The organism is Achromobacter sp. SD115 (genome assembly GCF_017355315.1).
Taxonomy (GTDB): Bacteria; Pseudomonadota; Gammaproteobacteria; order Burkholderiales; family Burkholderiaceae_B; genus Achromobacter; species Achromobacter xylosoxidans_B.
In genome coordinates, this window is sequence record NZ_JADIJM010000009.1 from 1 (window position 1) to 26,274 (window position 26,274).

Genomic DNA, 26,274 nt, shown 5'->3' on the forward strand with positions numbered 1-26,274 from the left:
ATGGGCTCAAGTCTTATATAAGATATAAGACATTTGCTTGCGTCCCCCTGTTCCCTCTACAATCCGGCGAACAACCCTTCTTCCAACCCGACTTTGAGCAGGCCTCACATGCTGGATAACTACCGCCAACACGTCGCCGAACGCGCGGCTCTGGGGATCCCCCCGCTGCCCCTTACGGCCAAACAAACCGCTGAACTGATCGAACTGCTCAAGAACCCGCCCGCTGGCGAAGAGCAGAACCTGGTCGAGCTGCTGACCCACCGCGTGCCGGCCGGCGTGGACGACGCGGCCAAGGTCAAGGCTTCGTACCTGGCCGCCGTGGCGCTGGGCAAGGAAGCTTGTGCGCTGATCAGCCGTGCCAAGGCGACTGAACTGCTCGGCACGATGCTGGGTGGCTACAACATTGGCCCGCTGGTCGACCTGCTGGACGACGCTGAAATCGGCACCATCGCCGCCGACGCGCTGAAGAAGACCTTGTTGATGTTCGACGCCTTCCACGACGTGAAGGAAAAGGCGGACAAGGGCAACGCCAACGCCAAATCCGTGATGCAGAGCTGGGCCGACGCCGAATGGTTCACCAGCCGTCCGGAACTGCCGCAAAGCCTGACCATCACCGTCTTCAAGGTGCCTGGCGAAACCAACACCGACGACCTGTCGCCGGCTCCCGACGCCACCACCCGCCCCGACATCCCGATGCACGCCTTGGCGATGCTGAAGAACAAGCGCGACGGCGCCGCGTTCGAACCGGAAGAAGACGGCAAGCGCGGCCCGATCAAGTTCATCGAATCCCTGAAGGAAAAGGGCCACCTGGTCGCCTACGTTGGCGACGTGGTCGGCACGGGTTCGTCGCGCAAGTCGGCCACCAACTCGGTGCTGTGGTTCACCGGCGAGGACATCCCCTTCGTGCCGAACAAGCGTTTTGGCGGCGTGTGCCTGGGCAACAAGATCGCCCCGATCTTCTACAACACCATGGAAGACGCCGGCGCCCTGCCGATCGAACTCGACGTTTCCAAGATGGAAATGGGCGACGTGGTCGAACTGCGCCCCTATGACGGCAAGGCTTTGAAGAACGGCGAAGTCATCGCCGAATTCGAAGTGAAGTCCGACGTGCTGTTCGACGAAGTGCGCGCCGGCGGCCGCATTCCGCTGATCATCGGCCGCGGCCTGACCGCCAAGGCGCGCGAAGCGCTGGGCCTGCCGGCCTCGACGCTGTTCCGCCTGCCGAAGGACCCGGCCGATACCGGCAAGGGTTACACCCTGGCCCAGAAGATGGTCGGCCGCGCCTGCGGCATGCCGGAAGGCAAGGGCATCCGCCCGGGCACCTACTGCGAACCGAAGATGACCTCGGTCGGCAGCCAGGACACCACCGGCCCCATGACCCGCGACGAGCTGAAGGACCTGGCCTGCCTGGGCTTCTCGGCCGACCTGGTGATGCAGTCGTTCTGCCACACCGCCGCCTACCCCAAGCCCGTGGACGTCAAGACGCACCACACGCTGCCGGAATTCATCAGCACCCGCGGCGGCGTCTCGCTGCGTCCGGGCGACGGCGTGATCCACTCCTGGCTCAACCGGATGCTGCTGCCCGACACCGTCGGCACCGGCGGCGACTCGCACACCCGCTTCCCCATCGGCATCTCGTTCCCGGCCGGCTCGGGCCTGGTCGCCTTTGCCGCCGCCACCGGCGTGATGCCGCTGGACATGCCGGAATCGGTGCTGGTCCGCTTCAAGGGCAAGCTGCAACCCGGCGTGACCCTGCGCGACCTGGTCAACGCGATCCCGCTGTACGCCATCAAGCAAGGCCTGCTGACGGTCGCCAAGCAAGGCAAGAAGAACATCTTCTCCGGCCGCATCCTGGAAATCGAAGGCCTGCCCGACCTGAAGGTCGAACAAGCCTTTGAACTGTCGGACGCATCCGCTGAGCGTTCGGCCGCCGGCTGCTCGGTGTTCCTGAACAAGGAACCGATCATCGAGTACATCAACAGCAACATCGTGATGCTGAAGTGGATGATCGCCAACGGCTACGAAGACGAGCGCACGCTGGGCCGCCGCATCAAGGCCATGGAAGCCTGGCTGGCCGATCCCAAGCTGCTGGAGCCGGACGCCGACGCTGAATACGCCGCCGTGATCGAAATCGACCTGGCCGACGTGCACGAGCCCATCGTGGCCTGCCCGAACGACCCGGACGACGTGAAGACGCTGTCGGAAGTCGCCGGCGCCAAGATCGACGAAGTGTTCATCGGCAGCTGCATGACCAACATCGGCCACTTCCGCGCAGCCTCCAAGCTGCTGGAAGGCAAGCGCGATATCCCGGTCAAGCTGTGGGTCGCCCCGCCGACCAAGATGGACGCCACGCAACTGACCGAGGAAGGCCACTACGGCGTGTTCGGCACCGCCGGCGCCCGCACGGAAATGCCGGGCTGCTCGCTGTGCATGGGCAACCAGGCCCAGGTGCGCGAAGGCGCAACCGTCATGTCGACCAGCACCCGCAACTTCCCGAACCGCCTGGGCAAGAACACCAACGTGTACCTGGGTTCGGCCGAACTGGCCGCGATCTGCTCGAAGCTGGGCCGCATCCCGACCAAGGACGAGTACATGGCCGACATGGGCGTCATCAACAAGAGCGGCGACCAGATCTACCAGTACCTGAACTTCGACAAGATCGCCGACTACAAGGACGTGGCCGACGTCATTGAAGTCTAAGCATCAGGCAACGCAGCCTGGCTGCATCGCCTGCAAGACGGCCCCGGAGCGATCCGGGGCCGTTTTTCTTTGCCTGCCTCCCGGGCGGCCCCGCCGCCTTGGTCGGAGAATTTCAGGGACGGAACTTTTTTCGCGATACGTTTTCATACAATCGCGGTAACTTGTGACATCCGCTCCCCCAACCCTGCCCCGATCTCCGGAGGAAGACCGCCAATGACCCGGCTTTTGCTGCCGCCCCTACTGCTGGCGCTCGCCGGCTGCGCCACCGCGCCGCCCTCGAATCCCGAGAACATCTGCGCCATCTTTCGCGAAAAGCCGGACTGGCATGATGCCGCCTTGAAGGTACAGAAGAAATGGGGCGCGCCGGTGCCGGTGCCCATGGCCATGATGTATCAGGAGTCTTCCTTCAAACAGGACGCGGTGCCACCGCGCTACTACTTCCTGGGCTTCATCCCCTGGGGCCGCGTCAGTTCCGCCTATGGCTACGCCCAGGCCAAGGACGAAACCTGGGACGACTACAAGAAGGATGCAGGAGGCTGGGGCTCCAGCCGCGACGACTTCGCCGACGCGCTGGATTTCATGGGCTGGTACATGAACAAGACCCAGCGCATCAATGGCGTGTCCAAGTCGGACGCCTACGGCCAGTATCTGAACTACCACGAGGGCTGGACCGGCTACCGCAACCGCAGCTTTGATCGCAAGGCCTGGCTCAAGACCGTATCGCAGAAGGTGCAGGCGCGGGCCCAGAAGTTCGCCTCGCAGTACAAGGGCTGCGAGGCGGATCTGACGCGCGGCGGCTGGTTCTGGTGAACGCCGCCCGGCCTTAGAAGTCCATGCTCGCGCTGAGCAAGAAGGTGCGCGGTCCGCCCAGCACCAGGTAGCCGTTGCCCGGATAGCCGCCCACCGAGGACCAGTAGTTGCGGTTGGCGATATTGTCCACGCGGGCGCGCAGGGTCACGACGTGGCCGTCCACATCCATCATGTAGCGCAGGCCCGCATCGAAGCGGGTCCAGCCCGGCACTTTGAGCGTGTTGGCGTCATCCGCATAGGACGAGCCGGTGTAGACCACCCGGCCATCCACCGCCAGGCCCGGCACGCCGGGAATATCCCACTCCACGCCCATATTGGCCTGGAAGCGCGGCACGCCGATCACGCGGTTGCCGTCGATGGACGGGTTGCCGGTGGAGATCTGCTTGGCGTCCAGCCAGGTCAGGCCGCCCAAGAGGCGCACGCTCTTGATCGGTTCGCCGTACATCGTGAGTTCCACGCCCTGGTGACGGTCCTTGCCCGAGGTCGTCAGCTCGTTGCTGGCGTTGTACATGGCGCGCGGCTTGTCGGTGGAGAACAAGGCCAGTCCCGCCCCCAGGCCATCTCCCTCGTATTTCGCGCCGATTTCCTTCTGCTTGGAGACAAACGGCGGCAGGCTCTGGCCGGCATTGGGCACCGGCTTGCCGCCGGCATTGGCCGGGGCGGTCGGCCCCGCGACCAGCGCCTCAATGTAGTTCGCGTACAGCGAAACGCTGGGCGCCACCTTGACCACGAGGCCCGCGGCGGGCGAATTGTGGCTGGCGTCGTAGGCGCCGTTTTCCTTGCCGGTGTTGTATGCGTAGTCGCGTTGCGACAAGCGCTGATGGCGGATGCCGGCCGTGAGCAGCACCTTGTCGTCCAGGAACGACAGCGTGTCGCCGATGGCGTAGCTGCTCAGGCGGGTGCGGCCCTGCAGCGCCGGATCGTCCAGGTCGTTGCCGCGCAGCGCGGTGGCGCTGAACGGCGGCTTGTCATACGAAATCGGGTTGTAGATGTTGGTGGGATAGGTGTTCTGCCAGTCCATCACATAGGCGTTCTTCTTCTTCAGGTCGAAGAAGGATGCCGACACGACGAACTCGTGGCCCACCGGGCCGGTGCGCACTTTGCCGCGCAGGCCCAGTTCGCCCGTATTCACGCTGTCCTCGCGGGTGTTGTCGAAGCGGTAGAAGGTGCCCGCGCCCGTGCTGCCGTTGGTCAGCGTGACGTTGCCCAGCGAATTCGCTTCGTCGCTGCGGCGCATGCCAAACGCCGCATAGGCGGTCAGCTTGTCGCTGAAATCATGTTCGCCGCGCACGGTGCCGAAGACATCGCGCTCGTTCGAATACGACCATGGCTGAGCATAATTGGAGCTGGCGTCGGGCGCGTCCGGCACTTTGGTGACGCCGGCGCCCAGCGTCACGTTGGGACGCGCGCGCTTGAGCTTGTTTTCCTGCCAGCCGATGTCCGCGGACAGGCGGGTGTCGGCCGAACGCCAGTCCAGGCCCAGCGAGACCAGGCTGGTGCGCGAGTGTTCATCGTCGATGCCGGTGTCGCCGCTGCGCTGCGCGGCGTTCAAGCGGATGCCGGTGCTGTCGCCGGGACCGAAGCGGCGGGCGATGTCGGTAGACAACTGGAACTGCCCGCCGCTGGACACGCCGGTGGTAACGCGGGTCAGCGGTTCGTTCGGCGCGCGCTTGGGCACCAGGTTGATCACCCCGCCGATGCCGCCGCCGCCGGGCGAGGCGCCCGTCAGGAAGGTCGAAGCGCCGCGCAGGACTTCCACGCGCTCGAACAGCTCGGTGGCGATGTACTGGCGCGGCAGCAGGCTGTAGAGGCCGTTGTAGGCCACGTCGTCCGACCCCAGGATGAAGCCGCGGATGAAGTACGACTCCTGGAAGTTGCCGAAGCCGCGCGCCACGCGCACGCCGGAATCGTTCTGCAACACGTCGCCCACGCTGCGGGCCTGCCGATCCTGGATCAGTTCATTGGTGTAGCTGGTGATGCTGAACGGTGTGTCCATCACGTCTTGGGTGCCGAACAGGCCGATGCGGCCGCCGCGGGCGACCTGCCCGCCGGCAAAGGGTTCGGCCAGGCCGCCCGCCGAAGCGTCGGCGCTGGCCTCGACCTTGATGGCGTCCATGGAGACGACGGATCCGCTCTGATCAGAGCTGGACTGGGCTTGGACAACGGGGAGATAGCACGGCAGCGCGGCAGCCATGCAGGCAAGAGTTCGGATTTTCATGTCGGGAAGTTCGCAGGCAGATATCAAAATCCCGATGGGGTCACGCGCGCACTGGAGAACTACGGATGCGTCTGGAATGTGCCGGAAGGCCGGGGCCTTGCCGGGCCGGCTGCGCCAAAGGGGACTGGAATTGCTGAGCGCCCATTCTACGGCAAACGAAATCATTCTCATTTATGTTACTTTTTGTTTGAGAATGTCCGTTGCCGGGGCGCCACAGCTGTCGAGCGCTGCGCCCCCCCTTCCCGTCGGCTATCGGCCGGCCGCTCCCCCTGCGCGGGGATCGTAGTCGGACGCCGCCATGGCTTCCAACGGGTACAGCGGGCGCGCGCGCCGGCGGAACTCGAACAGCGACCAGTCGGAGCTGGTAACGCCCGGGCTGTCGCATTCGACCAGCGCCTGGGAGATCGGCACGAACACCGGGCGGCAATACATGCGCGACTTCACCAGCACGAAACGCGCGCGGGCCGGGTCCAGCCCCAGGCTTTGAAACACGCCCAGGTCCCAGGGCTCGTGGGTCTGTTCCGTCAGCACCAGCTGCGCGGCGCCTATGTCCAGCACCGCGCTGCGGCCCATGCAGGCCAGTTGCCCGGTGTAGGTCGGGCCGGTGATCACATATTCGCCGTTGCTCAGCGCGCGCACGGTGCCGCGCAGCGTGACGGGCTGGGCGCCGCGGCCGATCTCGTCGATGGCGCGCTTGTTGCCCACCGGCAGCTCCACCGTGGCGCCGACGCCCGCGCGGGTCAGTTCCGCGACGGCCTCCGGGTCGCAGTACAGTCCGGCCTGGATACCTTCCAGTCCGGACTCCAGCGCGGCCATCAACACGTCCAGGGTGTCGCAGGTGCCGCCGCTCATACAGTTGTCGCCATGGTCCAGCAGCAGCACGGGTTTGCTGGCGCCCTCGGCCAGCGCCTTGGCGCGCGCCAGCGACTCGGCCAGCGGCTCGCTGTCGTAGTAGAAGCCGTCGCGCTGTTCCCAGATCAGCGCGGCGACCTCTCCCGCCACGCGCTCCGCCTCGGCACGGTCGCCGTCGGCGACGGCCACCACGCTGACGCAGGGATACGGGATGTCGGCCAGGCCGAAGCCCGCCAGCACCGATACGCCCAGCGCGCCCGCGGCCTCGGCCTGCCGCGCCGCTTCGACGGCGGCGCGCATGGCCCCTTCGGCCGTGTTGCTGCGCAGGGAATGCGACACCAAGGGCAGGCGGCGCCACGCCATGACCGGCTTGCACTTGCCGTCGATGCCCGCGAACAGCAGCCTGCCGGCGTGCTCGCCGGTTTCGTACATGTCGATGTGGGGATAGGTCTTGAAGCTGACGATGACGTCGGCGTTGTCCATCATCTTCTGCGTGACGTTGCCATGCAGGTCCAGCGCCACCGCGACCGGCACGCCGGGCGCGGCGACGCGCAGCCGTTCGAGCAGGTCACCCTCGCCGTCGTCGGTGGTCTCCACCGCCATGGCGCCATGCAGGTCCAACAGGATGACATCGCAGTCCGGCGCAGCGGCCACGATGCGATCGCATAGTTCCGCATAGGCCTGGCCGTCAACACGGCCGCTCGGATAGGCGGTGGCCGAAACCGGCGTGACCAGCTCGGCGCCGCGCGCTTCGGCCAAGTCCATGAACGCCGACATCGCCGTGCGCTTGCCCTTGTTCTCTTCATAGGCTGCCGCATCGTAGGCCGGGCCGCCGTTGCCGAAGGCGGACAAGGGCGTGGGCACGGGCGAGAAGGTATTGGTCTCGTGGTTCAGACGCGCGATCAGCACCTTCATTGCACGCCCCCTTGCGCGAACTGGATACGGCCGCAGCAGCGCAGCATGGCGTGCAGCAGCACATTGCAGCCCGCCTCCAGGTGCTCGGGCTGCGCGTCCTCGATCTCGTTGTGGCTGATGCCGTCCTTGCAGGGAACGAAGATCATGGCGGTCGGTGCCACCCGCGCCATGTAGACGGCGTCATGGCCCGCGCCGCTGATCACGTCCAGCGAATCCAGGCCCAGCGTAGTCGCGCCATCGCGGATCGCCTGCACCAGCCGGGGCTCGAAGGGCTGCGGCGGGAAGTACACGACCTCTTTGCTTTCGACCTGGAAGCGGCCCGGCTCGGCCAGTTCTTGGCAGGCGCGCGCGAACGCCGCGGCCATGCTGTCCAGCGTGGCGTCGTCGGCCGCGCGCAGGTCCACGGTGAGCGCCACGCGGCCCGGGATCACATTGCGCGAATTCGGGTAGCCGTCGATGCAGCCCACCGTGCCGCGCCCGTGCGGCGCGTGCTCCAGCGCAATGCGGTTGACCTCCAGCACCAGCCTGGACGCGGTCAGCAAGGCGTCGCGGCGCAGTTCCATCGGCGTGGGCCCGGCATGCGCCTCCTGGCCGGTGATGACGACGTCGTACCAGCGCTGGCCCAGGGCGCCTTGCACCGCGCCGATGGTGATGCCGCGGTCCTCCAGGATGGGGCCTTGCTCGATGTGCGCCTCGAAGTAAGCGCCGACCGCCCCCGGCCGGGCCGGTTCGGGGCCAGCGTAGCCGATGGCGCGCAGCGCTTCGTCCACGCTGACGCCCTCGCGGTCCTGCGCCGCCAGGGCGTGCTCCAGCGTGAAGGCACCGGCATACACGCCCGAGCCCATCATCACGGGCACGAAGCGCGAGCCCTCCTCGTTGGTCCACACCACCACTTCCAACGGCGCCTCGGTGGCGATGCCGCGTTCGTGCAGGGTGCGCAGGACCTCGATGCCGGCGAGCACGCCGTAGTTGCCGTCGAATTTGCCGCCAGTGGGTTGGGTGTCGATATGGCTGCCGGTCATGACGGCGGGCAGGTCATCGCGCAGTCCGGCCCGGCGCATGAAGATATTGCCGATGGCGTCCACGCGCACGCTGCAGCCCAGCTCGCGGGCCCAGGCGCAGACCAGGTCGCGGCCCTGCCGGTCCAGGTCACTCAACGCCAGCCGGCACACGCCGCCCTTGTCGGTGGCGCCGATGCGGGCCAGCTCCATCAGCGAGTTCCAGAGCCGGCTGCCGTCGATGCGGATGCCGCTGACGGCCTCCAGTGTGTTCATTTCCATGGTGTTTCCTTGAATCCTAGCTTCCTGTTTCGCCTCGCGGACGGTCCCTACACGCCCACGCCCAGATAACGGTCCTTCACGTTCTCGTCCGCCATGAAGGCCTGGTTGCTGCCCTGGTAGACGATGGATCCCTGCTCGATGATGAAATGGCGGTCGGCCAGTTGGGTGCAGACCTCCAGGTTCTGCTCCACCAGCAGGATGGTGACGCCGGCCTGCTTGATGGATTTGATCTGCGCCACGATCTCCTCGACGATCACCGGTGCCAGGCCCTCGACCGGCTCGTCCAGCATCAGCACGCGCGGATGGTTCATCAGCGCGCGGCCGATGGCGAGCATCTGCTGTTCACCGCCGGACAGCTGGCCGCCGCCGTTCCTGCGCCGCTCCTTCAGGCGCGGAAAGATGCGGTAGATGTCTTCCAGCTGCCAGGGCGAATCGCGGCGCATGCCCAGCTTCAGGTTCTCCTCCACCGTCAGCAGCTTGAAGATGCCGCGGTGCTCGGGCACCAGGCAGATCCCCATGGACGCGATCTTGTGCGCCGGCAGCCCGGCGATGTCGCGCCCGCCATAGCGCACCGCGCCGCCCTTGGGCGCGATCACGCCGGCGATGGTCTTGAGCGTGGTCGATTTGCCCGCGCCATTGCGCCCGAGCAGCGTGATCACCTCGCCCTGCGGCAGCTCGAGCGACACGCCTTGCAGGATGTGGCTCTTGCCGTAATAGCTGTGTATGGCGTCGACATGCAGCATCATGCCCGGCCTCCCGTGATCATGTTGCCCAGGTACGCGGCGCGCACCCGCTCGTCGCTGCGGATCGCGTCAGGCGCGCCTTCGACCAGCACGCGGCCCTGCTGCATCACCGTGATCGTGTCGGAGATGTCCATCACGATGTTCATGTTGTGCTCGATCAGCACCACCGTGTGGTCGTCGCGCAGGCTGCGGATCAGCCGCTTCATTTCCTCCAGGTCGTCCACCCCCATGCCGGAAGTCGGTTCGTCCAGGAAAATCGCGCGCGGCTTGGCCGCCAGCGCCATGCCCACTTCCAGGCGCCGCTGCTGGCCGTGCGACAACGCGCCCGCCGCAATCCCGGCCAGCCGCGACAGGCCCAGCCGTTCCAGCGCCGCGTCGACGACCTCGCGTTGCGCCCGGGGGCCCGTGGGCGGATGCCAGCAATCGAAGGCGCCGGCGCGATGCGCGCCCTGCGCCGCCAGGCGCAGGTTCTCCTGCACAGACAGGTTGGCGAACAGGCTGGTGACCTGGAACGAGCGCGCGATGCCGCGCTGCACGCGCTGGAAGTCGGCTTCCTGCGTGACGTCCTGGCCGTCGAACACGATGCTGCCCTCGCTGGTGCGCAGCGTGCCCGTCAGGATATGGAATAGCGTGGTCTTGCCGGCGCCGTTCGGCCCGATCACCGAATGCACCGTGCGCGGCCGCACCTGCAGGTCGACCCCGTGCAGCGCCACGAACTTGCCGAAGCGCTTGACGATGCCGCTGGCTTTCAGCAGCGGCGTGGAATTTTCCTGGTTCATGCGCTGCCCTCCTTGGTGGCGGCCGGCTCCGCCCCGGCGGGCTGGCGGCGCAGCGCCAGCCAGATGCGTACTCCCAGCCCCCACAAGCCCTTCTGCATGAACAGGCTGACCGCGATCAGCAGGAAGCCCAGCAGCATCAGCCAGCGCGGCCACAAGGTGGAGAGCCAGTCGGCGAACAACACGTAGAACGCCGCGCCCAGCACCGAGGCGAACAGATTGCCGGTGCCGCCGATAACCGTCATGACCAGGATCATCTCGCTACTGTGGTATTCGATGCTGGACAGCGGCGCGATGCCGGTCATCATCGCCAGGAAGGCGCCGGCCAGCGCCGTGACGGCGCCGGAGATAGCGAAGGCCGACAACTTGAAGAGACGCACGTTGTAGCCGACCGCCATGGCGCGCGCCTCGTTGTCGCGGATCGCCAGCAAGGTGCGCCCGAACACCGAGTTGGTCACGCGCAGCAACAGCCAGAACACCACCAGGAAGCACACCGCCACGAAGGCATAGAACTGCCAGGGCGTAGCCAGCGGCATGAGTTCCATGCCGGCGACGGAGAATGCCGGACGCGGCACGTCCAGCAGGCCGTTGTCGCCCCCGGTCAAGTCGGGCAGGCTGTATGCCAGGAAGTAGAACATCTGCGCGAAGGCCAGCGTCAGCATCACGAAGTAAGTGCCGCGCTGGCGGATCGCGAACCAGCCCACCAGCGTGGCCCCCAATGCGCCCACCGCCATTGCGGCCAGCAGCGCCAGCGGCATGGGCAGGCCGGTGCGCGTCAGCAGGATGCCGACGGCATAGCTGCCCAGGCCGAAAAAGATGCCCTGGCCGAACGACAGCAGGCCGGTGAATCCCAGCAGCAGGTTGCAGCCGAGCACCGCCAGGGAATAGATCAGCACTTCCGTGGCCAGCGAACCCGACTGCATGCACAGCGGCAGCAGCAGAACCACGGCCAGCGCCAGCAGCAACTGGGCATGCGATTTCAAGCGCGTCATCATCCTCTCCCCATCAGGCCATGCGGACGCAGCAGCAGCACCGCCGCCATCGCCACATAGATCATCAGCCGCGCGCCTTCCGGCCACAACGTGCTCATCACGCTCTGCACCACGCCGATAAGCAGGCCGCCGACCAGCGCGCCGAAGAAGCTGCCCATGCCACCCACCACCACAATGACGAAGGCGATGCCCAGCGCCTCGATGCCCATAAAGGGCTCCACGCCGCGAATCGGCGCGGCCAGCACGCCGGCCAGGGCCGCGGTCGCCGCGCCCAGCGCGAACACCAGGCTGAACATGCGGAACACGTTGATGCCCAGCATGGACACCATCTCGGTCGATTCGCTGCCGGCGCGCACCGCGCTGCCCAGCCGCGTGCCTTCCAGCACATACCAGAGCAGCAGCGAGAAGACCGCGGTGAAGCCGATCACGAACAGGCGGTACTTGGGATAGATGAAGCTGCCCCACATGACCACGCCCTGCAGCGCGGACGGCGCGGCGACGTTGTCGCCTATCGGCCCCCAGATCACGATGACCAGTTCCTGCAGCACCAGCGCCAGGCCCACGGTGATCAGGATGTGGAACTCGTGCGCCTGCGCGTAGACGTGCCGCAGCAGCACTTTTTCAGTCACCCAGGCGAATGCCCCCACCAGCAGCGGCACGATGGCCAGCGCCAGCCAGAAGTTCAGGCCCCACTGGATGGCCTGGAAGCAGAAGTAGGCGCCCAGTAGATAAAACGCCCCGTGGGCGAAGTTCACGAAGCGCAACAGACCGAAGACGATGGACAGGCCGACTGCCAGAAGGAAGTACAGCATGCCTACCCCGATCCCATTGATGATCTGGAGGAGATAGACGTTCATTGAAATGCCCGATGGAGGAAACGAAAGGCCGCGGGGCGCGCGGCAACCACGGACGCAGCGCGCCCGCGGTCGCCCGCCTCAGGGGCGCGCTACAGCTTGCAGCCGGTTTCCGCGGGCGGCAGGAAAGAACGGCCGCTATGCACGATCTCGGCGTAGTCGTCCTTGTCCTTCATGTCCTTCTTGGCGCGGCCCTTGAGCAGGTAGTAGTTCTTCAGGACCTGGTGGTCTTCCTTGCGGATTTCCTCCTTGCCCGTCAGGCCTTCGTAGGCCATGCCCTCCATCACGGCGATGACCTTGGCCGGGTCGGCGCTGCCGGCTTTGACGATGGCGTCCAGCATGATGCGGGTGCAGATGTAGGAGCCCGCCAGGCTGTAGTTGGGATTGGCGCGCGTCTTGTCCCGGGACAGCTGCACCAGTTCCTTGTTCAGCGGCGAGTCGATGCCGTGCCAATACTGCGCGCCAAAATACACGCCTTCGCACAGGTCGGCGCCCAGACCTTCGAACTGTTCCAGGCCCGACGCCCAGGCCACCAGGATGGTGCAGTTCTGCTTCATGCCGAAGCTGACGGCCTGGCGCAGCGTGTCCGAGGACTGCGAACCGAAATTCAGGATCAGCAGCACGTCCGGCTTGGCGGCCATGGCGTTGGTGAGGTAACCGCTGAACTCCTTTTCGGTCAGCGAGTGGTAGCTGTTGCCCACATGCTCGATGCCCTTTTCCTTGAAGATCGCCTTGGCCGCGCCGAGCAGGCCGTCGCCGAACACGTATTGCGGCGTGATGGTGTACCAGCGTTTGGCGTTGGGCAGCTTTTCCAGCAAGGGGCGCACGGTCTGTTCGATGGCGCCGAAGGTGGGCACGGACCAGCGGAAGGTCGCACGATTGCAGTCCTTGCCGGTGATCTCATCCGCGCCCGCGGTGGTGATGAAGACGCCGCCGGCGCGCTCCACTTCCTTGCCCATGGCCAGCGCTTCCGAGGACAGGATGCCTCCGGCGAAGAACTTGACGCCCTTCTGTTGCGAGATTTCCTGCACCTTGCGCACCGCCGTGGCCGGCTTGCCCTCGGTATCCAGCACGGTGTAGGCCAACGGCCGGTCCAGCGCGCGGCCGTACTGCTCCAGCGCCAGTTTCATGCCCAGGTCAGCGTACTTGCCGTTGGCGGCAAAAGCGCCCGACATGGGCACCGGACACCCGAACTGGATGGCATCGGCTTGCGCCAACGCGGACCGGGCGGCCCATAGTGATCCGGGCACCGCGCCAAGCGCGGCCATTTTCAGCAGGTTGCGGCGATTCAAGATGGTTCTCCCTGGCTGCCGCTGGCGCTGCCGCGGCATATTGACGATGTCGGGCGCGCACCATGCGCGTCCCCATTCCGACTCTGTCTGCTCCGAGCTCCCGTGCCAGGGCCGCCGCCACGTGGGCGTACTCGCAAGTCCTGGCGCTTCGTGCCTATACTGCGATTACCATCCTATTTATCATGATAAATAGGATTATTATCATGATCAGTTTGGCGAGCCAGCTCTGTCAATAGCGGGCGCATCAGGTATAACCCGGGGTCCGCGCAATACCGCCACGGGGCCAGCCCCGCGCACACCACGCAGCAACGGAGGAACGCAATGGCGTTCAACAGTCATGACCTACAAGCCGCGGGCGCGTCGAGTCCGCCCAAGCGCAGCGACCTGGTCGCCGAAGAGATCAAGCGGCTGATCACGGCCAAGAATCTGTTGCCGGGCGACAAGCTGCCGCGCGAAAGCGAGCTGCAAAGCATGTTCTCGGTCAGCAAGAGCACCATGCGCGAAGCGCTCAAGTCGCTGGAGGTACAGGGTCTGGTGAAGGTCAGCACCGGCCCGGGCGGCGGCGGCACCGTGGTCGAGGTGCCGCTGGACCGCACCTTCCAGCTGATGCAGAACTATCTGTTCTTCAAGGAAGTGCGGATCGAGGACATCTACCAGGTGCGCAAGCTGCTGGAGCCCGAGCTGGCAGCCAGCGCCGTGCCCTTCCTGACCGAGGCGCATTTCGCCGCGCTCGAGGAGAACATCGCCTGCTGCGATCCGTCCGCCGAACATGTGGATGATCCGCTGGCCCAGCGCCAGGAAGAGATCAATTTCCACGACATCTTCGCCGCGGCCTGCCCCAATCCGTTCCTGCGGTTCAGCTGCGAGATGACCAACGAAATGATCCGGCAGCTGACCGTGTTCGACAACGAGATGCCGTTGTCCGAGCAGCAGCGCTTCGGCAGCGCCAATACCGGTTTCCACCGCCAGATCCTGGCGGCGGCGCGCCAGCGCGACGTCGAAAAGGTGCGCGACCTGATGAGCGAGCACATGCAGGACGCGATGCGCTCGGTCAAGCGCATGCACGGCAAGCTCGAGGGCCGGCTGATCCTGGACTCCGAGATGTCGCGGCGCAACGTCACGCGCAAGGCGCGGCGCGGTGGCAAGAAGGCCTGACGGCGCCGGCCCTCGGACGGCGCGAAACAGCCGGGTTCAGGCGCCCGGCCGTTGCCGCCTCAGTCCAGCTTGATGTGATTGGCCTCGATCACCGCGCCCCAGCGCTGGCGGTCTTCCTGCACATAGGCGTCGACGTCGGCCTGGCTGCGCGGCGCCTGGATCACCAGGCCCAATGGTTCGAAGCGGCCGCGGAACGCCGGATCCTTCAATACCTTGTCCAACGCCGCCTGCAGGCGCTGCGCCTCGGCTTGCGGCACGGCGCGCGGCACGGCCAGGCCGAACCAGGTCGCGGCGCGGAATCCCGGAAAGCCGCTTTCCGCCACGGTCGGCACCTCCGGCAGCACCGCCAGACGCTCCCCGGTGGTGACAGCCAGCGCCTTGATCTTGCGCTCCCGCACCAGCGGCAGCGACGTGCTGACCACATCCACCATGAGTTGCGTGTCGTTGCCCATCAGTGAGGTCAGCGCGGGCGCGCTGCCGTTGTACGGAATATGCGCCACGTCCATGCCGGTGCGTGATTTCAGCAGTTCGGTCGCCAACTGCAGCGGATTGCCGATGCCCACGGAGGCGTAGTTCAGCTTGCCAGGCTGCGCCTTGGCATAGGTGACGAATTCGGCCAACGAACCAGCCGGCACCTCGTTGTTGGCCACCACCACCAACGGCAATTCGGCCGCGATGCCGAGCACGCGGAAGTCGCGCGCGGCGTCATAGGCGATGCGCTGGTAGAGCATGGGATTGAGCACCATGCTGGCGTTGCTGGCGAGAAAAACCGTATAGCCGTCGGGCGCGGATCGCGCTACCTGGGTGGCGGCGATCATGGTGTTGGCGCCGGGCTTGTTCTCTACGACCACGGGTTGCCCGAGATCGCGCGACATGCCCTCCGCCAGCACCCGCGACAATTGGTCGGCGGATCCTCCTGGCGTGTAAGGCACGACCAGTTTGACCGGTTTGTCCGGAAATGCCGCCAGCGCGGCGGAGGGGCCGGCGAGCGCGAATATCGTTGCGGCCGCGATGCGACGCAGCCTGTGATTCAGTCTGTATGCCATGCTTGTCTCCCGAGCTATCGTGCTCTTGTTGTCGCGGCCGTGCGCCGCGCTCCGCTATACCTTGCGCTGCCTGCCCGCCCAGAATTCGGCGCGCAGCCTGCGCTTGGCGATCTTGCCGTTGTCGTCGCGCGGCAGTTCCGCGCGCAGTTGCAGTTCGCGCGGCACCTTGTAGCGCGCGAGCCGTTGCGCCAGCCATTGCGTCAGGGCCTCGGGCTCGGGCGAGGCGCCCGCCGCGGGCTGCACCAGCGCCATCAGCCGCTCTCCGTACTCATCGTCCGGCACGCCGAACACGGCGCAATCCGCCACGCCCGGATACTGCATCAACTGGTGCTCGATCTCGGCGGGATAGATGTTCACGCCGCCCGAGATCACCAGATCCGATTCGCGGTCGCACACGTACAGATAGCCGTCCGCATCCAGATAGCCGAGGTCGCCCAGGCCGATGAGCCCGTCCTTCTCGACCTCGGCGCGGGCCTGCGGGTTGTTGCGATAGGTGAAGTCCGCGTAGGCCGGCTGGCGCACGTGGATCCGCCCGATTTCGCCCGGTGCGCAGGGCGACCCGTCCTCGGCATAAATCCTGATCTGCGCGCCGCCGACGGGCCGGCCGGCGCTGCCGGGGCGGGCGAGCGCTTCGTGCGAATCGATGACCGTGACCATCCCGGCCTCGCTGGAGGCATAGGTTTCATGGATGACGGGGCCCAGCCATTCGATCATGGCGCGCTTGATTTCCGGCGCGCAGGGCGCGCCGGTCGAGGCCACGAAGCGCAGCGACGACAAGTCGTGCGCCGCGCGGGTGGCGGCATCCAGCTTCAACAGGCGCACGTACATGATGGGGACCAGGTAGACCGTATCGATGCGATGCGCCTCGATCAGGCGTAGAACCTCGACGGGGTCGAACCTGTCGGTCAGCACGAAGGTCTCGCAGACCCGCAAAGCCACCTGCGCGTACACGCTGGGCGCGCTGTGATAGATCGGTGCGGGCAGCAAGGCGCGGGAGCCTGGGCGCAGGCCGTAGGCCGCTTCCACCACCGCTTCGACCTGTTGCTGGTGGCGCGCCAGGTGCTCCAGCGGAAATGGCGCACGCACCACGCCCTTGGGCCGGCCGGTAGTGCCGGAGGTATAGGCCATGTGGCCGCGCGGCGCCACGCGCGGACCATCGTAGGGCGGCTGGCTGTCGCGCCACGCGTCGTAGTCCGCCTGCCCGGACTGCGCCGCGCCAGGGCCGGCCAGCAGCACAGGCAGACCGGCCGGCAGCGCATCGCGCAGCGGCTGCCACAGGTCGGCGTGGGCGATCAGCAGCCGGGCCCCGCTGTCTTCAATCAGGAACGCCACTTCGGCGGCAGTGAAATGCCAGTTGATCGGGCAGTAGTAGCAACCCAGCCGCTTGCAGGCCTGGATGATCTCCAGGTAAGGCAGGCCGTTGCGCAACAGCACGGCGATCACGTCGCCTTCCCGCACGCCCATCGCAGCCAGGCCGGCGGCGACCTGCTCGCCGCGCGCCGCCAGCGCGGCGCCTGACAGACGCTCGCCGCCCGCATGGATGGTGCTGTCGGTCATGAGGCCTCCGTGCTGCGCTGCGCCTTGTCCTGCGCGGTGCGCGCTTCGATCGCCTGACGCGCGGCAGCCCAGTCGGCGTCGCTCCATTCGGCGTACTGCTTGAAATAGGCGCCGTTGGCCAGATAGTCGCCGCCATCCAGCGCGATGGTCTGGCCGTTGATCCAGTCGTAGCCCGGACTCAGCAGGAAAGCGGCGAGTTCGCCTATGTCGTGCCCGGTGCCCAGACGCCGCATCGGATTCTGCTGCGTCTGGGTGTCGGCGCCCTGGTCCTTGGGCCGCAGGCGCGCGCTGGCGCCTTCGGTCGGAATCACGCCCGGCGCGATGGCGTTGAGGCGAATGCCGTGGCGGCCCCATTCGATGGCCAGCGACTTGGTCATGGCGTCTATGCCGGCCTTGGACATGGCCGAGGGCACCACGAAGGGCGAACCGGTCCAGACCCAGGTCACCACGATGGACAGCACCGCCCCACCCGTGCCTTGCGCAATCCAGCGCTTGCCCACGGCCTGGGTGGTGTAGAAGGTGCCGCGGAACACCGTGTCGGCGATGGCGTTGAAGCCGCGCGGCGAGAGCTTCTCGGTGGGGCTGATGAAGTTCCCCGCGGCGTTGTTGACCAGGCCGGTCAGCGCGCCATGCCCGGTCCAGATGGCTTCGACGGCGGCGTCCACCGCCTCGGCATCGCGGATATCCACCGCCTGGACGTGGACCTCCGCGCCGTACCGTTCGCGCAGGCCCGCGGCGGCTTCTTCCAGCACGGCGGCGCGGCGCCCCCACAGGTGCAGCGACGCGCCCAGCGCCGCCAGCCGCTCGGCCATGGCGTACCCCAGGCCGGTGCCGCCGCCCGTGACGAGGATGCGCTGGCCACGGAACAGGTCGGCGCGGAACATGGTTTGCGGGGCGATCCCGCCGGGCTGGTTTTGAGGCATGGCCTGGTCTCCTGTTTGGTGGAGGCCAGAATATCAATCAGCGCCGTGCCGCGACAATCCCGCAGTTTGCGTAAACTATGTTTCCTCACAGTCAACAATAGGACCGCGCATGCCCGCCCTGCCCGCGCTGGACCTCAATCTGATACAGCTGTTCGTCACCATCGTCGACGCCGGCACGCTGAGCGAAGCGGCGGTGCGCCACGGCGTGACCCGTTCACATGTCAGCCGCAATCTGCAGAAGCTGGAACGGGCCTTCGGCGCCCAGCTCATCCGGCGCAGCACCCGCAGGCTGGAACTGACGCAGCAAGGCTCGGTGCTGTATGAACACGGCGCGCGCATGGCGCGCGAGGTCGAATCCGCCCGCCACGCCCTGCAGAAGCTGGGCTCGGAACCGGCGGGCCATGTCCGGCTCAGCATTCCCACCGGGCTGGGGGAGCTGGACCAATTGCGCCCGCTGCTGGTGAGCTTCGCCCTGCGTCATCCGTCGCTGACCCTGCGCGTGCTGTTTTCCAACCGGGTGAGCGACCTGATTTCCTCGGAGATCGATGTGGCCTTGCGGGTGATGACCACCCCGCCGCAGGACTACGTGGCGCGCGCGCTGGGCGACGTCAAATGGGTGCTGTGCGCGGCGCCCCCCTATCTGGAACAGTTCGGCGCGCCGGCCCATCCGCGCGACCTTGCGCGCCTGCACTTCCTTGGCCCGCCCGATCCCAGGCCCCAGGTCACGCTGCGCCTGCGCCGCAAGGACCAGCTGCACGAGGCCAAGCTCGCGCCGCGGCTGCAGTCGGAATATTTCCCGTTCCTGGCCCAGGCCGCGCGCGCCGGCGCGGGCGTGGCGCTGCTGCCTGCCTATGTGGTGTACGCGGACATCGCGGCGGGACGCCTGACGCCCGTGCTCCCCGCCTACCAAGCCATGGGGCCGGGCGACAAGCTGTTCATCCTGACCACGCCCAATCCCTACCCCTCGACCGCGCAGCGCGCGGTGGTCGATTTCCTGCGCACGGAGCTGACCGCGCTGCTGCGCCATTTCCTGGCATAGCTACCGGGCGACCGCCATCGTTCCCGGCTCGCCGCGGCGCGCCGCAACATCCGCGTAGGACTTTCTTGATAAAAGAGGCTTGCGGCTCGCGCGCGCCTCGGCCAGAGTATCGGGTGAGGCCAAAAGCCGCGCCGCCCCTGATTGCAGTAGGGGAACTTTGACGGTCCGGCTAAGTCTTATATAAGATATAAGACATGCAGCCGCGCAGGCGTCAGTCTCACATAGAATGACAAATGCCCAAAAACGCCAGAAAATGCCGGCTTCAACCGGGCAAAACCACGGAGTCCATCATGCCGCACAACACCCTAGACACCCTCAAGAATTTCAAGATCGGCAATAAATCCTGTCAGTACTATTCGCTGCCGGCGCTGGGCAAGTCCCTCGGCATCGACGTGCAGCGGCTCCCGGTTTCGATCCGCATCGTGCTGGAATCCGTGCTGCGCAATTGCGACGGCAAGAAGGTGACCGAAGAGCACGTCAAGCAGCTGGCCAACTGGCAGGCCAATGCCCGCCGTGAAGACGAAATTCCGTTCGTGGTGGCCCGCGTGGTGCTGCAGGACTTCACCGGCGTGCCGCTGCTGGCCGACATCGCCGCCATGCGTTCGGTGGCCGACAAGATGGGCAAGAGCCCCAAGAGCATCGAGCCGCTGGTGCCGGTGGACCTGGTGGTGGACCACTCGGTCATGATCGACTACTTCGGCACCAAGAATGCGCTGGACCTGAACATGAAGCTGGAGTTCAAGCGCAACCAGGAACGCTACCAGTTCATGAAGTGGGGCATGCAGGCATTCGACACCTTCGGCGTCGTGCCTCCGGGCTTCGGCATCGTCCACCAGGTCAATCTGGAATACCTGGCGCGCGGCGTGCACCTGGACAAGCAGAACAACGTCTACTACCCCGACTCGCTGGTGGGCACCGACAGCCACACCACCATGATCAATGGCATCGGCGTGGTGGGCTGGGGCGTGGGCGGCATCGAGGCCGAGGCCGGCATGCTGGGCCAGCCTGTCTACTTCCTGACCCCCGACGTGGTCGGCGTGGAACTGAAGGGCAAGCTGCGCGGCGGCGTCACCGCCACCGACCTGGTGCTGACCATCACTGAAATGCTGCGCCGCGAGAAAGTGGTGGGCAAGTTCGTCGAATTCTGCGGCGAAGGCACCGCCAGCCTGTCCGTGGCCGAACGCGCCACCATCGGCAACATGGCGCCGGAATACGGCGCCACCATGGGCTTCTTCCCGGTCGACGAGCGCACCATCGACTACTTCCGCGGCACCGGCCGCACCGAAGACGAAATCGCCGCCTTCGAGGCCTACTTCAAGGCCCAGAAGATGTTCGGTGTGCCCAAGGCAAAGGACATCAATTTCACCAAGCTGCTGACGCTGGACCTGTCCACCGTCGCGCCGTCGCTGGCGGGCCCGAAGCGTCCGCAGGACCGCATCGAGATCGGCAACGTCAAGAACACCTTCATCGACCTGTACTCCAAGCCGGTCGCCGAGAACGGCTTCAACCAGCCGGCCGAGAAACTGGAACAGACGTTCACCACCAGCGCCGGCACCAAGGTCAAGAACGGCGACGTCCTGATCGCCGCCATCACGTCCTGCACCAACACGTCCAACCCCAGCGTGCTGCTGGCGGCCGGCTTGCTGGCCAAGAAGGCCGTGGAAGCCGGCATGACGGTGCCCAAGCACATCAAGACCTCGCTGGCCCCTGGCTCCCGCGTGGTCACTGAATACCTGACCAAGACGGGCCTTCTGCCCTACCTGGAAAAGCTCGGCTTCGACGTGGCCGCCTACGGCTGCACCACCTGCATCGGCAACGCCGGCGACCTGACCCCGGACCTGAACGAAGCCATCACCAGCAACGACCTGATCTGCTCGGCCGTGCTCTCGGGCAACCGCAACTTCGAGGCCCGCATCCATCCGAACATCAAGGCCAACTTCCTGGCCTCGCCGCCGCTGGTCGTGGCCTACGCCCTGGCCGGCACGGTCACGCGCGACCTGATGACCGAACCCGTGGGCCGCGGCAAGAACGGCGACGTCTGGCTGGGCGACATCTGGCCGACCACCGAGGAAGTCGAGTCGCTGCTGCAGTACGCCCTGGATCCCAAGGCCTTCGAAGCCAACTACGGCCAGGTCAAGAGCAATCCCGGCAAGCTCTGGGAGAACATCAAGGGCGTCACCGGCGATACCTACAACTGGCCTGATTCCACCTACATCGCCGAGCCGCCCTTCTTCGAGGGCTTCGGCATGACGCCGGGCGCGATGCCGGCGGTCAAGGGCGCGCGCGCGCTGGGCGTGTTCGGCGACTCGGTCACCACCGACCACATCTCGCCGGCCGGCTCCATCAAGGAAACCTCGCCCGCGGGCAAGTGGCTGAAGGAAAACGGCGTCATGAAGGCCGACTTCAACAGCTACGGCTCGCGCCGCGGCAACCACGAGATCATGATGCGCGGCACCTTCGCCAACGTGCGCATCAAGAACCTCATGATCCCGGCGCTGCCGGACGGCAGCCGCTTCGAAGGCGGCGACACCCTGTTCCAGCCCACCGGCGAGCAGATGTCCATCTATGACGCGGCCATGCAGTACGTCGGCGCCGGCACGCCCACCGTGGTGTTCGGCGGCGAAGAGTACGGCACCGGCTCGTCGCGCGACTGGGCCGCCAAGGGCACCCAGCTGCTGGGCGTGAAGGCCGTGATCACGCGCAGCTTCGAGCGCATCCACCGCAGCAACCTGGTCGGCATGGGCGTGCTGCCCCTGCAGTTCAAGGGCGCGGACAGCGTGCAGTCGCTGGGCATCACCGGCGAGGAAACCTATGACATCTCCGGCCTGGAAAACGGCATCAAGCCGATGCAGGACGTGACCTTGACGATCACCCGCAAGGACGGTTCCAAGCAAGATGTCACGGTGCTGCTGCGCATCGACACCCCGATCGAGGTGGACTACTACCAGCACGGCGGCATCCTGCCCTTCGTGCTGCGCCAACTGCTGGCGGCCTGATCCCTGCCTGATCAGCAAAACAATGCCCCGGCAACCGCGAGGTTGCCGGGGCATTTTCATTGCCTGCGCGCCGCGGCGGCCGCGCCCTGATCAGTCCGCGAACTCGTAGGCGTCCATTGCCAGCGCGCCGTAGGAGATCTCGTCGTTCAGGCGTCGAAAGCCCGCCCCGCCCGCACCCAGCGCCACGTACAGCGGCATCAGGTGGTCGTCGTGCGGATGGGCCTGCGCCGCGCCCGGCGCCTGCGCCTCCCAGTCCAGCAGCGCCGGCAGGTCGCGGCCGGCGAGCTTGTCGGCGTACCACTGCTGGAAGGCCGGCACATAGGGCAGCGCGGGCGCGTCCTGCGGCATGCGCACGTGGCGCAGGTTGTGCGTCAGCGAGCCCGAGCCGATGACCAGGATGTCCTCGTCCCGCAGCCGGGCCAGCGCGCGGCCGAGTTCCAATTGCCCGGCCGCGTCGCGGCCCATGTCCAGGGACAGTTGCACCACCGGCACGTCCGCTTCCGGATAGAGGTAGCGCAGCGGCACCCAGGCGCCATGGTCCAGCGGACGGCGCGGATCCAGGTCGGCGACGATGCCCGACTCGGCCAGCAAGCCCTGCACCCGCAGCGCCAGCTCAGGCGAGCCGGGAGCCGGGTACTGCAGCGTATAGAGCTCCTGCGGAAAACCGCCGAAATCGTGCCAGGCCACCTGGCGGTCGCGGGTGGACAATGCCAGGCCCTCGCCCATCCAGTGCGGCGACACCACCAGGATGCCTTTGGGCTTGCGGCCTTGCGCCGCGCTCCAGGCGGCTAGCGCGGGGCCGGTCTGGCCGGGTTCGACGGCGAGCATGGGGGATCCATGGGAAACGAAAAGCGTAGGCCAGCGCATCGCGGTGCCTCCTGATATTGAGTCGATGGAGCCATTTTCCGCCGTTTCATATCAGCAATAAACCACCTATTTCGACATTATCTATTGCTCTTTTGGCATCAATAAGTCCGCAACGCGATAACTACGAGCCCGGGCGGACCCGTCGCGCCGCGGTGCGCGCCGGGCGTTAAACTACGCAGTTGCACACTTACTGGACGCTCCCCGAAGTTATGGCCCGATCCCGCAGCCAATCCGCTCCCCGCCTTACCCGTGACGCCGCCAAACTGGTCGCGCTTGCCCAGGCGCTCAACCGCTCGGGCAGCCGCCTCGAAGACGTGTTCTGGGAGAACCAGCTTGGCGAAGCGATTCCAAAGCTGCTGAAGGCGGGGCAGGATGCCCCCCTGGAAGCGGCCCTGGACCACCTCGCCCAGGGTGACGTGGGCGCCTACGAGATCCTGATCGAACAGGCCGAAACCCTGTCCGAATCGATGAAGATCGAGAAAAATGGCGTCCGCCATGACATTTTGCTGGTCGTGGCGCCCATCGTCGCCTGGACCCGCTACGCCATCCCTACCGGTCCGATTTCGGCCAGCGCGCAACAAGCGCTGGTCGCTCAGCTGCACGGCCATGTCCTGTCCAGCAAGGCCCGCAGCACGCTGATGCCCATGCTGGTCAGCGTGGACCAGATGCCGCGCACCTTCTCCGAAACCTGGCAATGGCTGCAGCGCCTGGGCACGCAGGCGCTGGGCGCCGAAACCACCAAGCCCGCCCTGAATACCGAGACCGAGACGGCCAACATGCTGGCCGACACGCGCTACATCGTGGCGGCCGTCGCGGTACCCGAGGGCGAACCGATCTTCCGCTGGCAGGAACAGCTGGGCGAGGCCGAGGCCAGCCGCGATGCCTGCCAGGAGCAATGGGCGGCGCAGGCCCAGCCCACCCTGGCCAATCTGCTGCCCGGCTGCGGTTTCGAAGCCCTGCTGCCCGACGCCTATTACGTCAGCAACCGCGAAGCCGACCGCCGGGTGCGGCCGCTGTCGCTGCGCGCGGCAATCAGCTGGCTGGAAGGCGCGGTCAGCCTCGAAGCCTCCCAACTGCGGGCGGTAGTGGCCGGCTGCGGCGAAAGCCGCATCGACGAATACCGCATCAGCTTCACGGCGCGCAGCAGCAACGATGTCTACTACGGCTGCGTCTGGCCCCTGTATGGCCGCGAAGAAGACCAGCCGGCCGACGAAGGCCAGCCCGACGTGGTGGACGAAATCGCGGCGCTGCTGAAGGAATACGGCGTGACGGAAGTGCGCCGCATCCCCGGCGTGCTGCCGCCCGAGTACTGCGAAGACTGCGGCGCGCCCTACTTCCCCAATCCCCTGGGCGAACTGGTGCACGCCGAACTGCCCGAGGACGCGGAAGCCTCGCCGGCCAAGTTCCACTAGGCGGCAATGCAAGCGGACATCTTCTGCCGGGTCGTCGACAACTACGGCGACATCGGCGTCTGCTGGCGGCTGGCGCGCCGGCTGGCGCACGGCCGCGGCTGGGATGTGCGCCTGTGGGTCGACGACCTGGCCAGCTTCGCCCGCATCCAGCCCGGCATCATTGCCGGGCTGCCGCGCCAGCAACTGGCCGGCATCGACATCGTGCACTGGTCCGATACACCGGATCCGGCGCTCAGCGCCCGCGACGTGGTGATCGAGGCCTTCGCCTGCGATCCTCCCGCGGCGTTCCTGGACAGCATGCGTCGGGTGCATCCGGCCTGGATCAACCTGGAATACCTGAGCGCCGAGTCCTGGGTGGAAAGCTGCCACGGCCTGCCCTCGCAACGGCCGGACGGGCTGGTCAAGCACTTCTACTTTCCCGGTTTCACCGCCGCCACCGGCGGACTGCTGCGCGAACCCGGCCTATCGGCCGAACGGGACGCCCTGCAGGCATCGCCGCAGGATCAGGAGGCCTTCCTGCGGTCGCTGGGGGTGGGCCAAGACCTGCTGTTGCGCCGCCGCGACGGCGCACGCACGCTGTCCCTGTTTTGCTACCCCACCGCGCCGGTGGCGGCGCTGGCCGAAGCGCTGTCCGCCGACCCGCGCCCCAGCGTGCTGCTGGCGCCCGAGGGCGTGGCCCCCGGCCTGGAAGCTGCCTGCGCGGCGCCGGGCGCTCCGCTGATCGCCCGGCTGCCCTTCGTCGCGCAGCCGGATTTCGACCGGCTGCTGTGGTGCTGCGACCTGAACTTCGTGCGGGGCGAGGATTCCTTCGTCCGCGCCGCCTGGGCCGCGCGCCCGCTGGTCTGGCAGATCTATCCCCAGGATGAAAACGTGCACCTGGAAAAGCTCGAGGCCTGGCTGGCCCGCTATCCGGCCCCGGAAACCGCCCAGGCGCTGATCCGCGCCTGGAACCAGCCGGAAACCGGCGCAACCTCTGCGGCGCTGTCGGTCGCCCTGGCGCCAGCCGCCTGGGCGGACTGGGCCGCCGCCGCGCGGACCTGGGATGCGAGCCAGGCGGCGTTGCCGGATCTTGCCGAAAATCTGGCCGATTTTTGCGCAGACTTGGCCAAGAAACGTTAGAATAGAGAGTTTTCCGAGCGCCCTGTATTTGTCGGGCCTCTACTATGACGCCTCCCGGGGTGTGCACGAAGCCGCTGTCAGCGGCGGCTTTTTGCAAGCACGGCGAGTGCACCCATCACCCCCGGAGTTTTATCGATGAAAACCGCTCAGGAATTGCGAGTCGGCAACGTGGTCATGGTCGGCAAGGATCCCCTCGTGGTCCAGAAGGCCGAATACAACAAGTCTGGCCGCAACGCCGCTGTTGTGAAGCTGAAGTTCAAGAACCTGCTGACCGCCTCGGCCAGCGAATCGGTCTACAAGGCCGACGAAAAGTTCGAAGTCGTCCAGCTCGACCGCAAGGAGTGCACCTACTCCTACTTCGGCGACCCGATGTACGTCTTCATGGACGAAGAGTACAACCAGTACGAAATCGAAGCCGAAAGCATGGGCGACGCCCTGAACTACCTGGAAGAAGCGATGCCCGTGGAAGTGGTCTTCTACGACGGCCGCGCCATTTCGGTTGAACTGCCCACGACCATCGTGCGCGAAATCACCTACACCGAACCCGCCGTGCGTGGCGATACCTCGGGCAAGGTGACCAAGCCCGCCAAGATCAACACCGGCTACGAACTGAACGTGCCGCTGTTCTGCGCCATCGGCGACAGGATCGAAATCGACACCCGCACGAACGAATACCGCAGCCGCGTCAACAACTGATCCGGCAAGCAGGCAGAAAAAAAGCCAGACCT

At 66.3% G+C, this 26,274-nt stretch carries 20 protein-coding genes; 8 read left to right on the forward strand and 12 right to left on the reverse strand.

What is annotated here, in order from left to right; all coding sequences use genetic code 11:
• Positions 1 to 108 precede the first annotated feature (108 nt).
• Positions 109 to 2,700 (forward strand): bifunctional aconitate hydratase 2/2-methylisocitrate dehydratase, encoded by a 2,592-nt coding sequence (gene acnB, locus IPU70_RS14330; protein ID WP_207468147.1) that lies wholly within the window; start codon positions 109 to 111, stop codon positions 2,698 to 2,700.
• Between the two features lie 213 nt (positions 2,701 to 2,913).
• Positions 2,914 to 3,510, forward strand: coding sequence for a hypothetical protein (locus IPU70_RS14335; protein WP_207468148.1), 597 nt, complete (start codon positions 2,914 to 2,916; stop codon positions 3,508 to 3,510).
• Positions 3,511 to 3,523: 13 nt separating this feature from the next.
• Here IPU70_RS14335 and IPU70_RS14340 read toward each other — a convergent pair whose 3' ends face one another.
• The 8 genes from IPU70_RS14340 to IPU70_RS14375 form a co-directional block, all read right to left on the reverse strand.
• Positions 3,524 to 5,728 (reverse strand): TonB-dependent siderophore receptor, encoded by a 2,205-nt coding sequence (locus IPU70_RS14340; protein WP_207468150.1) that lies wholly within the window; start codon positions 5,726 to 5,728, stop codon positions 3,524 to 3,526.
• Positions 5,729 to 5,977: 249 nt separating this feature from the next.
• Complete coding sequence (locus IPU70_RS14345; RefSeq protein ID WP_207468152.1) at positions 5,978 to 7,495, reverse strand: M81 family metallopeptidase; 1,518 nt, start codon at positions 7,493 to 7,495, stop codon at positions 5,978 to 5,980.
• Entirely contained in the window at positions 7,492 to 8,775 is a 1,284-nt protein-coding gene (locus IPU70_RS14350; RefSeq protein ID WP_207468153.1) for a Zn-dependent hydrolase, read from the reverse strand. Before IPU70_RS14350 ends, IPU70_RS14345 begins: the two co-directional genes overlap by 4 nt.
• Positions 8,776 to 8,822: 47 nt before the next feature.
• On the reverse strand, positions 8,823 to 9,521 hold the full coding sequence (locus IPU70_RS14355; protein WP_207468155.1) for an ABC transporter ATP-binding protein: 699 nt from the start codon (positions 9,519 to 9,521) through the stop codon (positions 8,823 to 8,825).
• Positions 9,518 to 10,297 carry an ABC transporter ATP-binding protein gene (locus IPU70_RS14360; protein ID WP_207468157.1) on the reverse strand — a complete coding sequence of 260 codons (780 nt, stop codon included), beginning with the start codon at positions 10,295 to 10,297 and terminating at the stop codon, positions 9,518 to 9,520. The genes IPU70_RS14355 and IPU70_RS14360 overlap by 4 nt, the downstream gene beginning before the upstream one ends.
• A complete protein-coding gene (locus IPU70_RS14365) occupies positions 10,294 to 11,286 on the reverse strand; it encodes a branched-chain amino acid ABC transporter permease (protein WP_207468159.1) in 993 nt (330 codons plus the stop codon). Before IPU70_RS14365 ends, IPU70_RS14360 begins: the two co-directional genes overlap by 4 nt.
• On the reverse strand, positions 11,286 to 12,143 hold the full coding sequence (locus tag IPU70_RS14370; RefSeq protein ID WP_013395055.1) for a branched-chain amino acid ABC transporter permease: 858 nt from the start codon (positions 12,141 to 12,143) through the stop codon (positions 11,286 to 11,288). Before IPU70_RS14370 ends, IPU70_RS14365 begins: the two co-directional genes overlap by 1 nt.
• Positions 12,144 to 12,232: 89 nt before the next feature.
• A complete protein-coding gene (locus IPU70_RS14375) occupies positions 12,233 to 13,432 on the reverse strand; it encodes an ABC transporter substrate-binding protein (RefSeq protein ID WP_207468161.1) in 1,200 nt (399 codons plus the stop codon).
• Between the two features lie 321 nt (positions 13,433 to 13,753).
• On the opposite strand from IPU70_RS14375, the gene IPU70_RS14380 reads away from it, so the two are divergent.
• On the forward strand, positions 13,754 to 14,587 hold the full coding sequence (locus IPU70_RS14380) for a FadR/GntR family transcriptional regulator (RefSeq protein ID WP_207468163.1): 834 nt from the start codon (positions 13,754 to 13,756) through the stop codon (positions 14,585 to 14,587).
• A gap of 59 nt (positions 14,588 to 14,646) precedes the next feature.
• Here the strand turns inward: IPU70_RS14380 and IPU70_RS14385 are convergent, their stop codons facing one another.
• Genes IPU70_RS14385 through IPU70_RS14395 form a run of 3 tightly spaced genes read right to left on the reverse strand, consistent with a single transcriptional unit; the run spans position 14,647 to position 18,074 of the window.
• Positions 14,647 to 15,633 (reverse strand): tripartite tricarboxylate transporter substrate binding protein, encoded by a 987-nt coding sequence (locus tag IPU70_RS14385; RefSeq protein WP_207468165.1) that lies wholly within the window; start codon positions 15,631 to 15,633, stop codon positions 14,647 to 14,649.
• A 54-nt stretch (positions 15,634 to 15,687) separates the two neighbouring features.
• On the reverse strand, positions 15,688 to 17,190 hold the full coding sequence (locus IPU70_RS14390; RefSeq protein ID WP_207468167.1) for an AMP-binding protein: 1,503 nt from the start codon (positions 17,188 to 17,190) through the stop codon (positions 15,688 to 15,690).
• Positions 17,187 to 18,074 (reverse strand): SDR family oxidoreductase, encoded by an 888-nt coding sequence (locus tag IPU70_RS14395; protein ID WP_041655877.1) that lies wholly within the window; start codon positions 18,072 to 18,074, stop codon positions 17,187 to 17,189. The genes IPU70_RS14390 and IPU70_RS14395 overlap by 4 nt, the downstream gene beginning before the upstream one ends.
• A gap of 148 nt (positions 18,075 to 18,222) precedes the next feature.
• Between IPU70_RS14395 and IPU70_RS14400 the strand changes: the two genes are divergently transcribed.
• Positions 18,223 to 19,152 carry a LysR family transcriptional regulator gene (locus IPU70_RS14400; protein ID WP_207468169.1) on the forward strand — a complete coding sequence of 310 codons (930 nt, stop codon included), beginning with the start codon at positions 18,223 to 18,225 and terminating at the stop codon, positions 19,150 to 19,152.
• 290 nt (positions 19,153 to 19,442) lie between these two features.
• On the forward strand, positions 19,443 to 22,148 hold the full coding sequence (gene acnA / locus IPU70_RS14405) for an aconitate hydratase AcnA (RefSeq protein ID WP_207468171.1): 2,706 nt from the start codon (positions 19,443 to 19,445) through the stop codon (positions 22,146 to 22,148).
• Positions 22,149 to 22,238: 90 nt separating this feature from the next.
• On the opposite strand, the gene IPU70_RS14410 is transcribed toward acnA, so the two are convergent.
• The gene (locus tag IPU70_RS14410; protein WP_207468173.1) at positions 22,239 to 23,015 is read right to left on the reverse strand and encodes a class III extradiol ring-cleavage dioxygenase; all 777 of its coding nucleotides are present in this window, start codon (positions 23,013 to 23,015) and stop codon (positions 22,239 to 22,241) included.
• Between the two features lie 209 nt (positions 23,016 to 23,224).
• Between IPU70_RS14410 and IPU70_RS14415 the strand changes: the two genes are divergently transcribed.
• The 3 genes from IPU70_RS14415 (at position 23,225) to efp (ending at position 26,242) form a co-directional block, all read left to right on the forward strand.
• Positions 23,225 to 24,427 (forward strand): DUF2863 family protein, encoded by a 1,203-nt coding sequence (locus tag IPU70_RS14415; RefSeq protein WP_207468175.1) that lies wholly within the window; start codon positions 23,225 to 23,227, stop codon positions 24,425 to 24,427.
• Between the two features lie 6 nt (positions 24,428 to 24,433).
• A complete protein-coding gene (gene earP / locus IPU70_RS14420; protein WP_207468177.1) occupies positions 24,434 to 25,546 on the forward strand; it encodes an elongation factor P maturation arginine rhamnosyltransferase EarP in 1,113 nt (370 codons plus the stop codon).
• Positions 25,547 to 25,681: 135 nt separating this feature from the next.
• On the forward strand, positions 25,682 to 26,242 hold the full coding sequence (gene efp, locus IPU70_RS14425; protein ID WP_013395066.1) for an elongation factor P: 561 nt from the start codon (positions 25,682 to 25,684) through the stop codon (positions 26,240 to 26,242).
• Positions 26,243 to 26,274 lie beyond the last annotated feature (32 nt).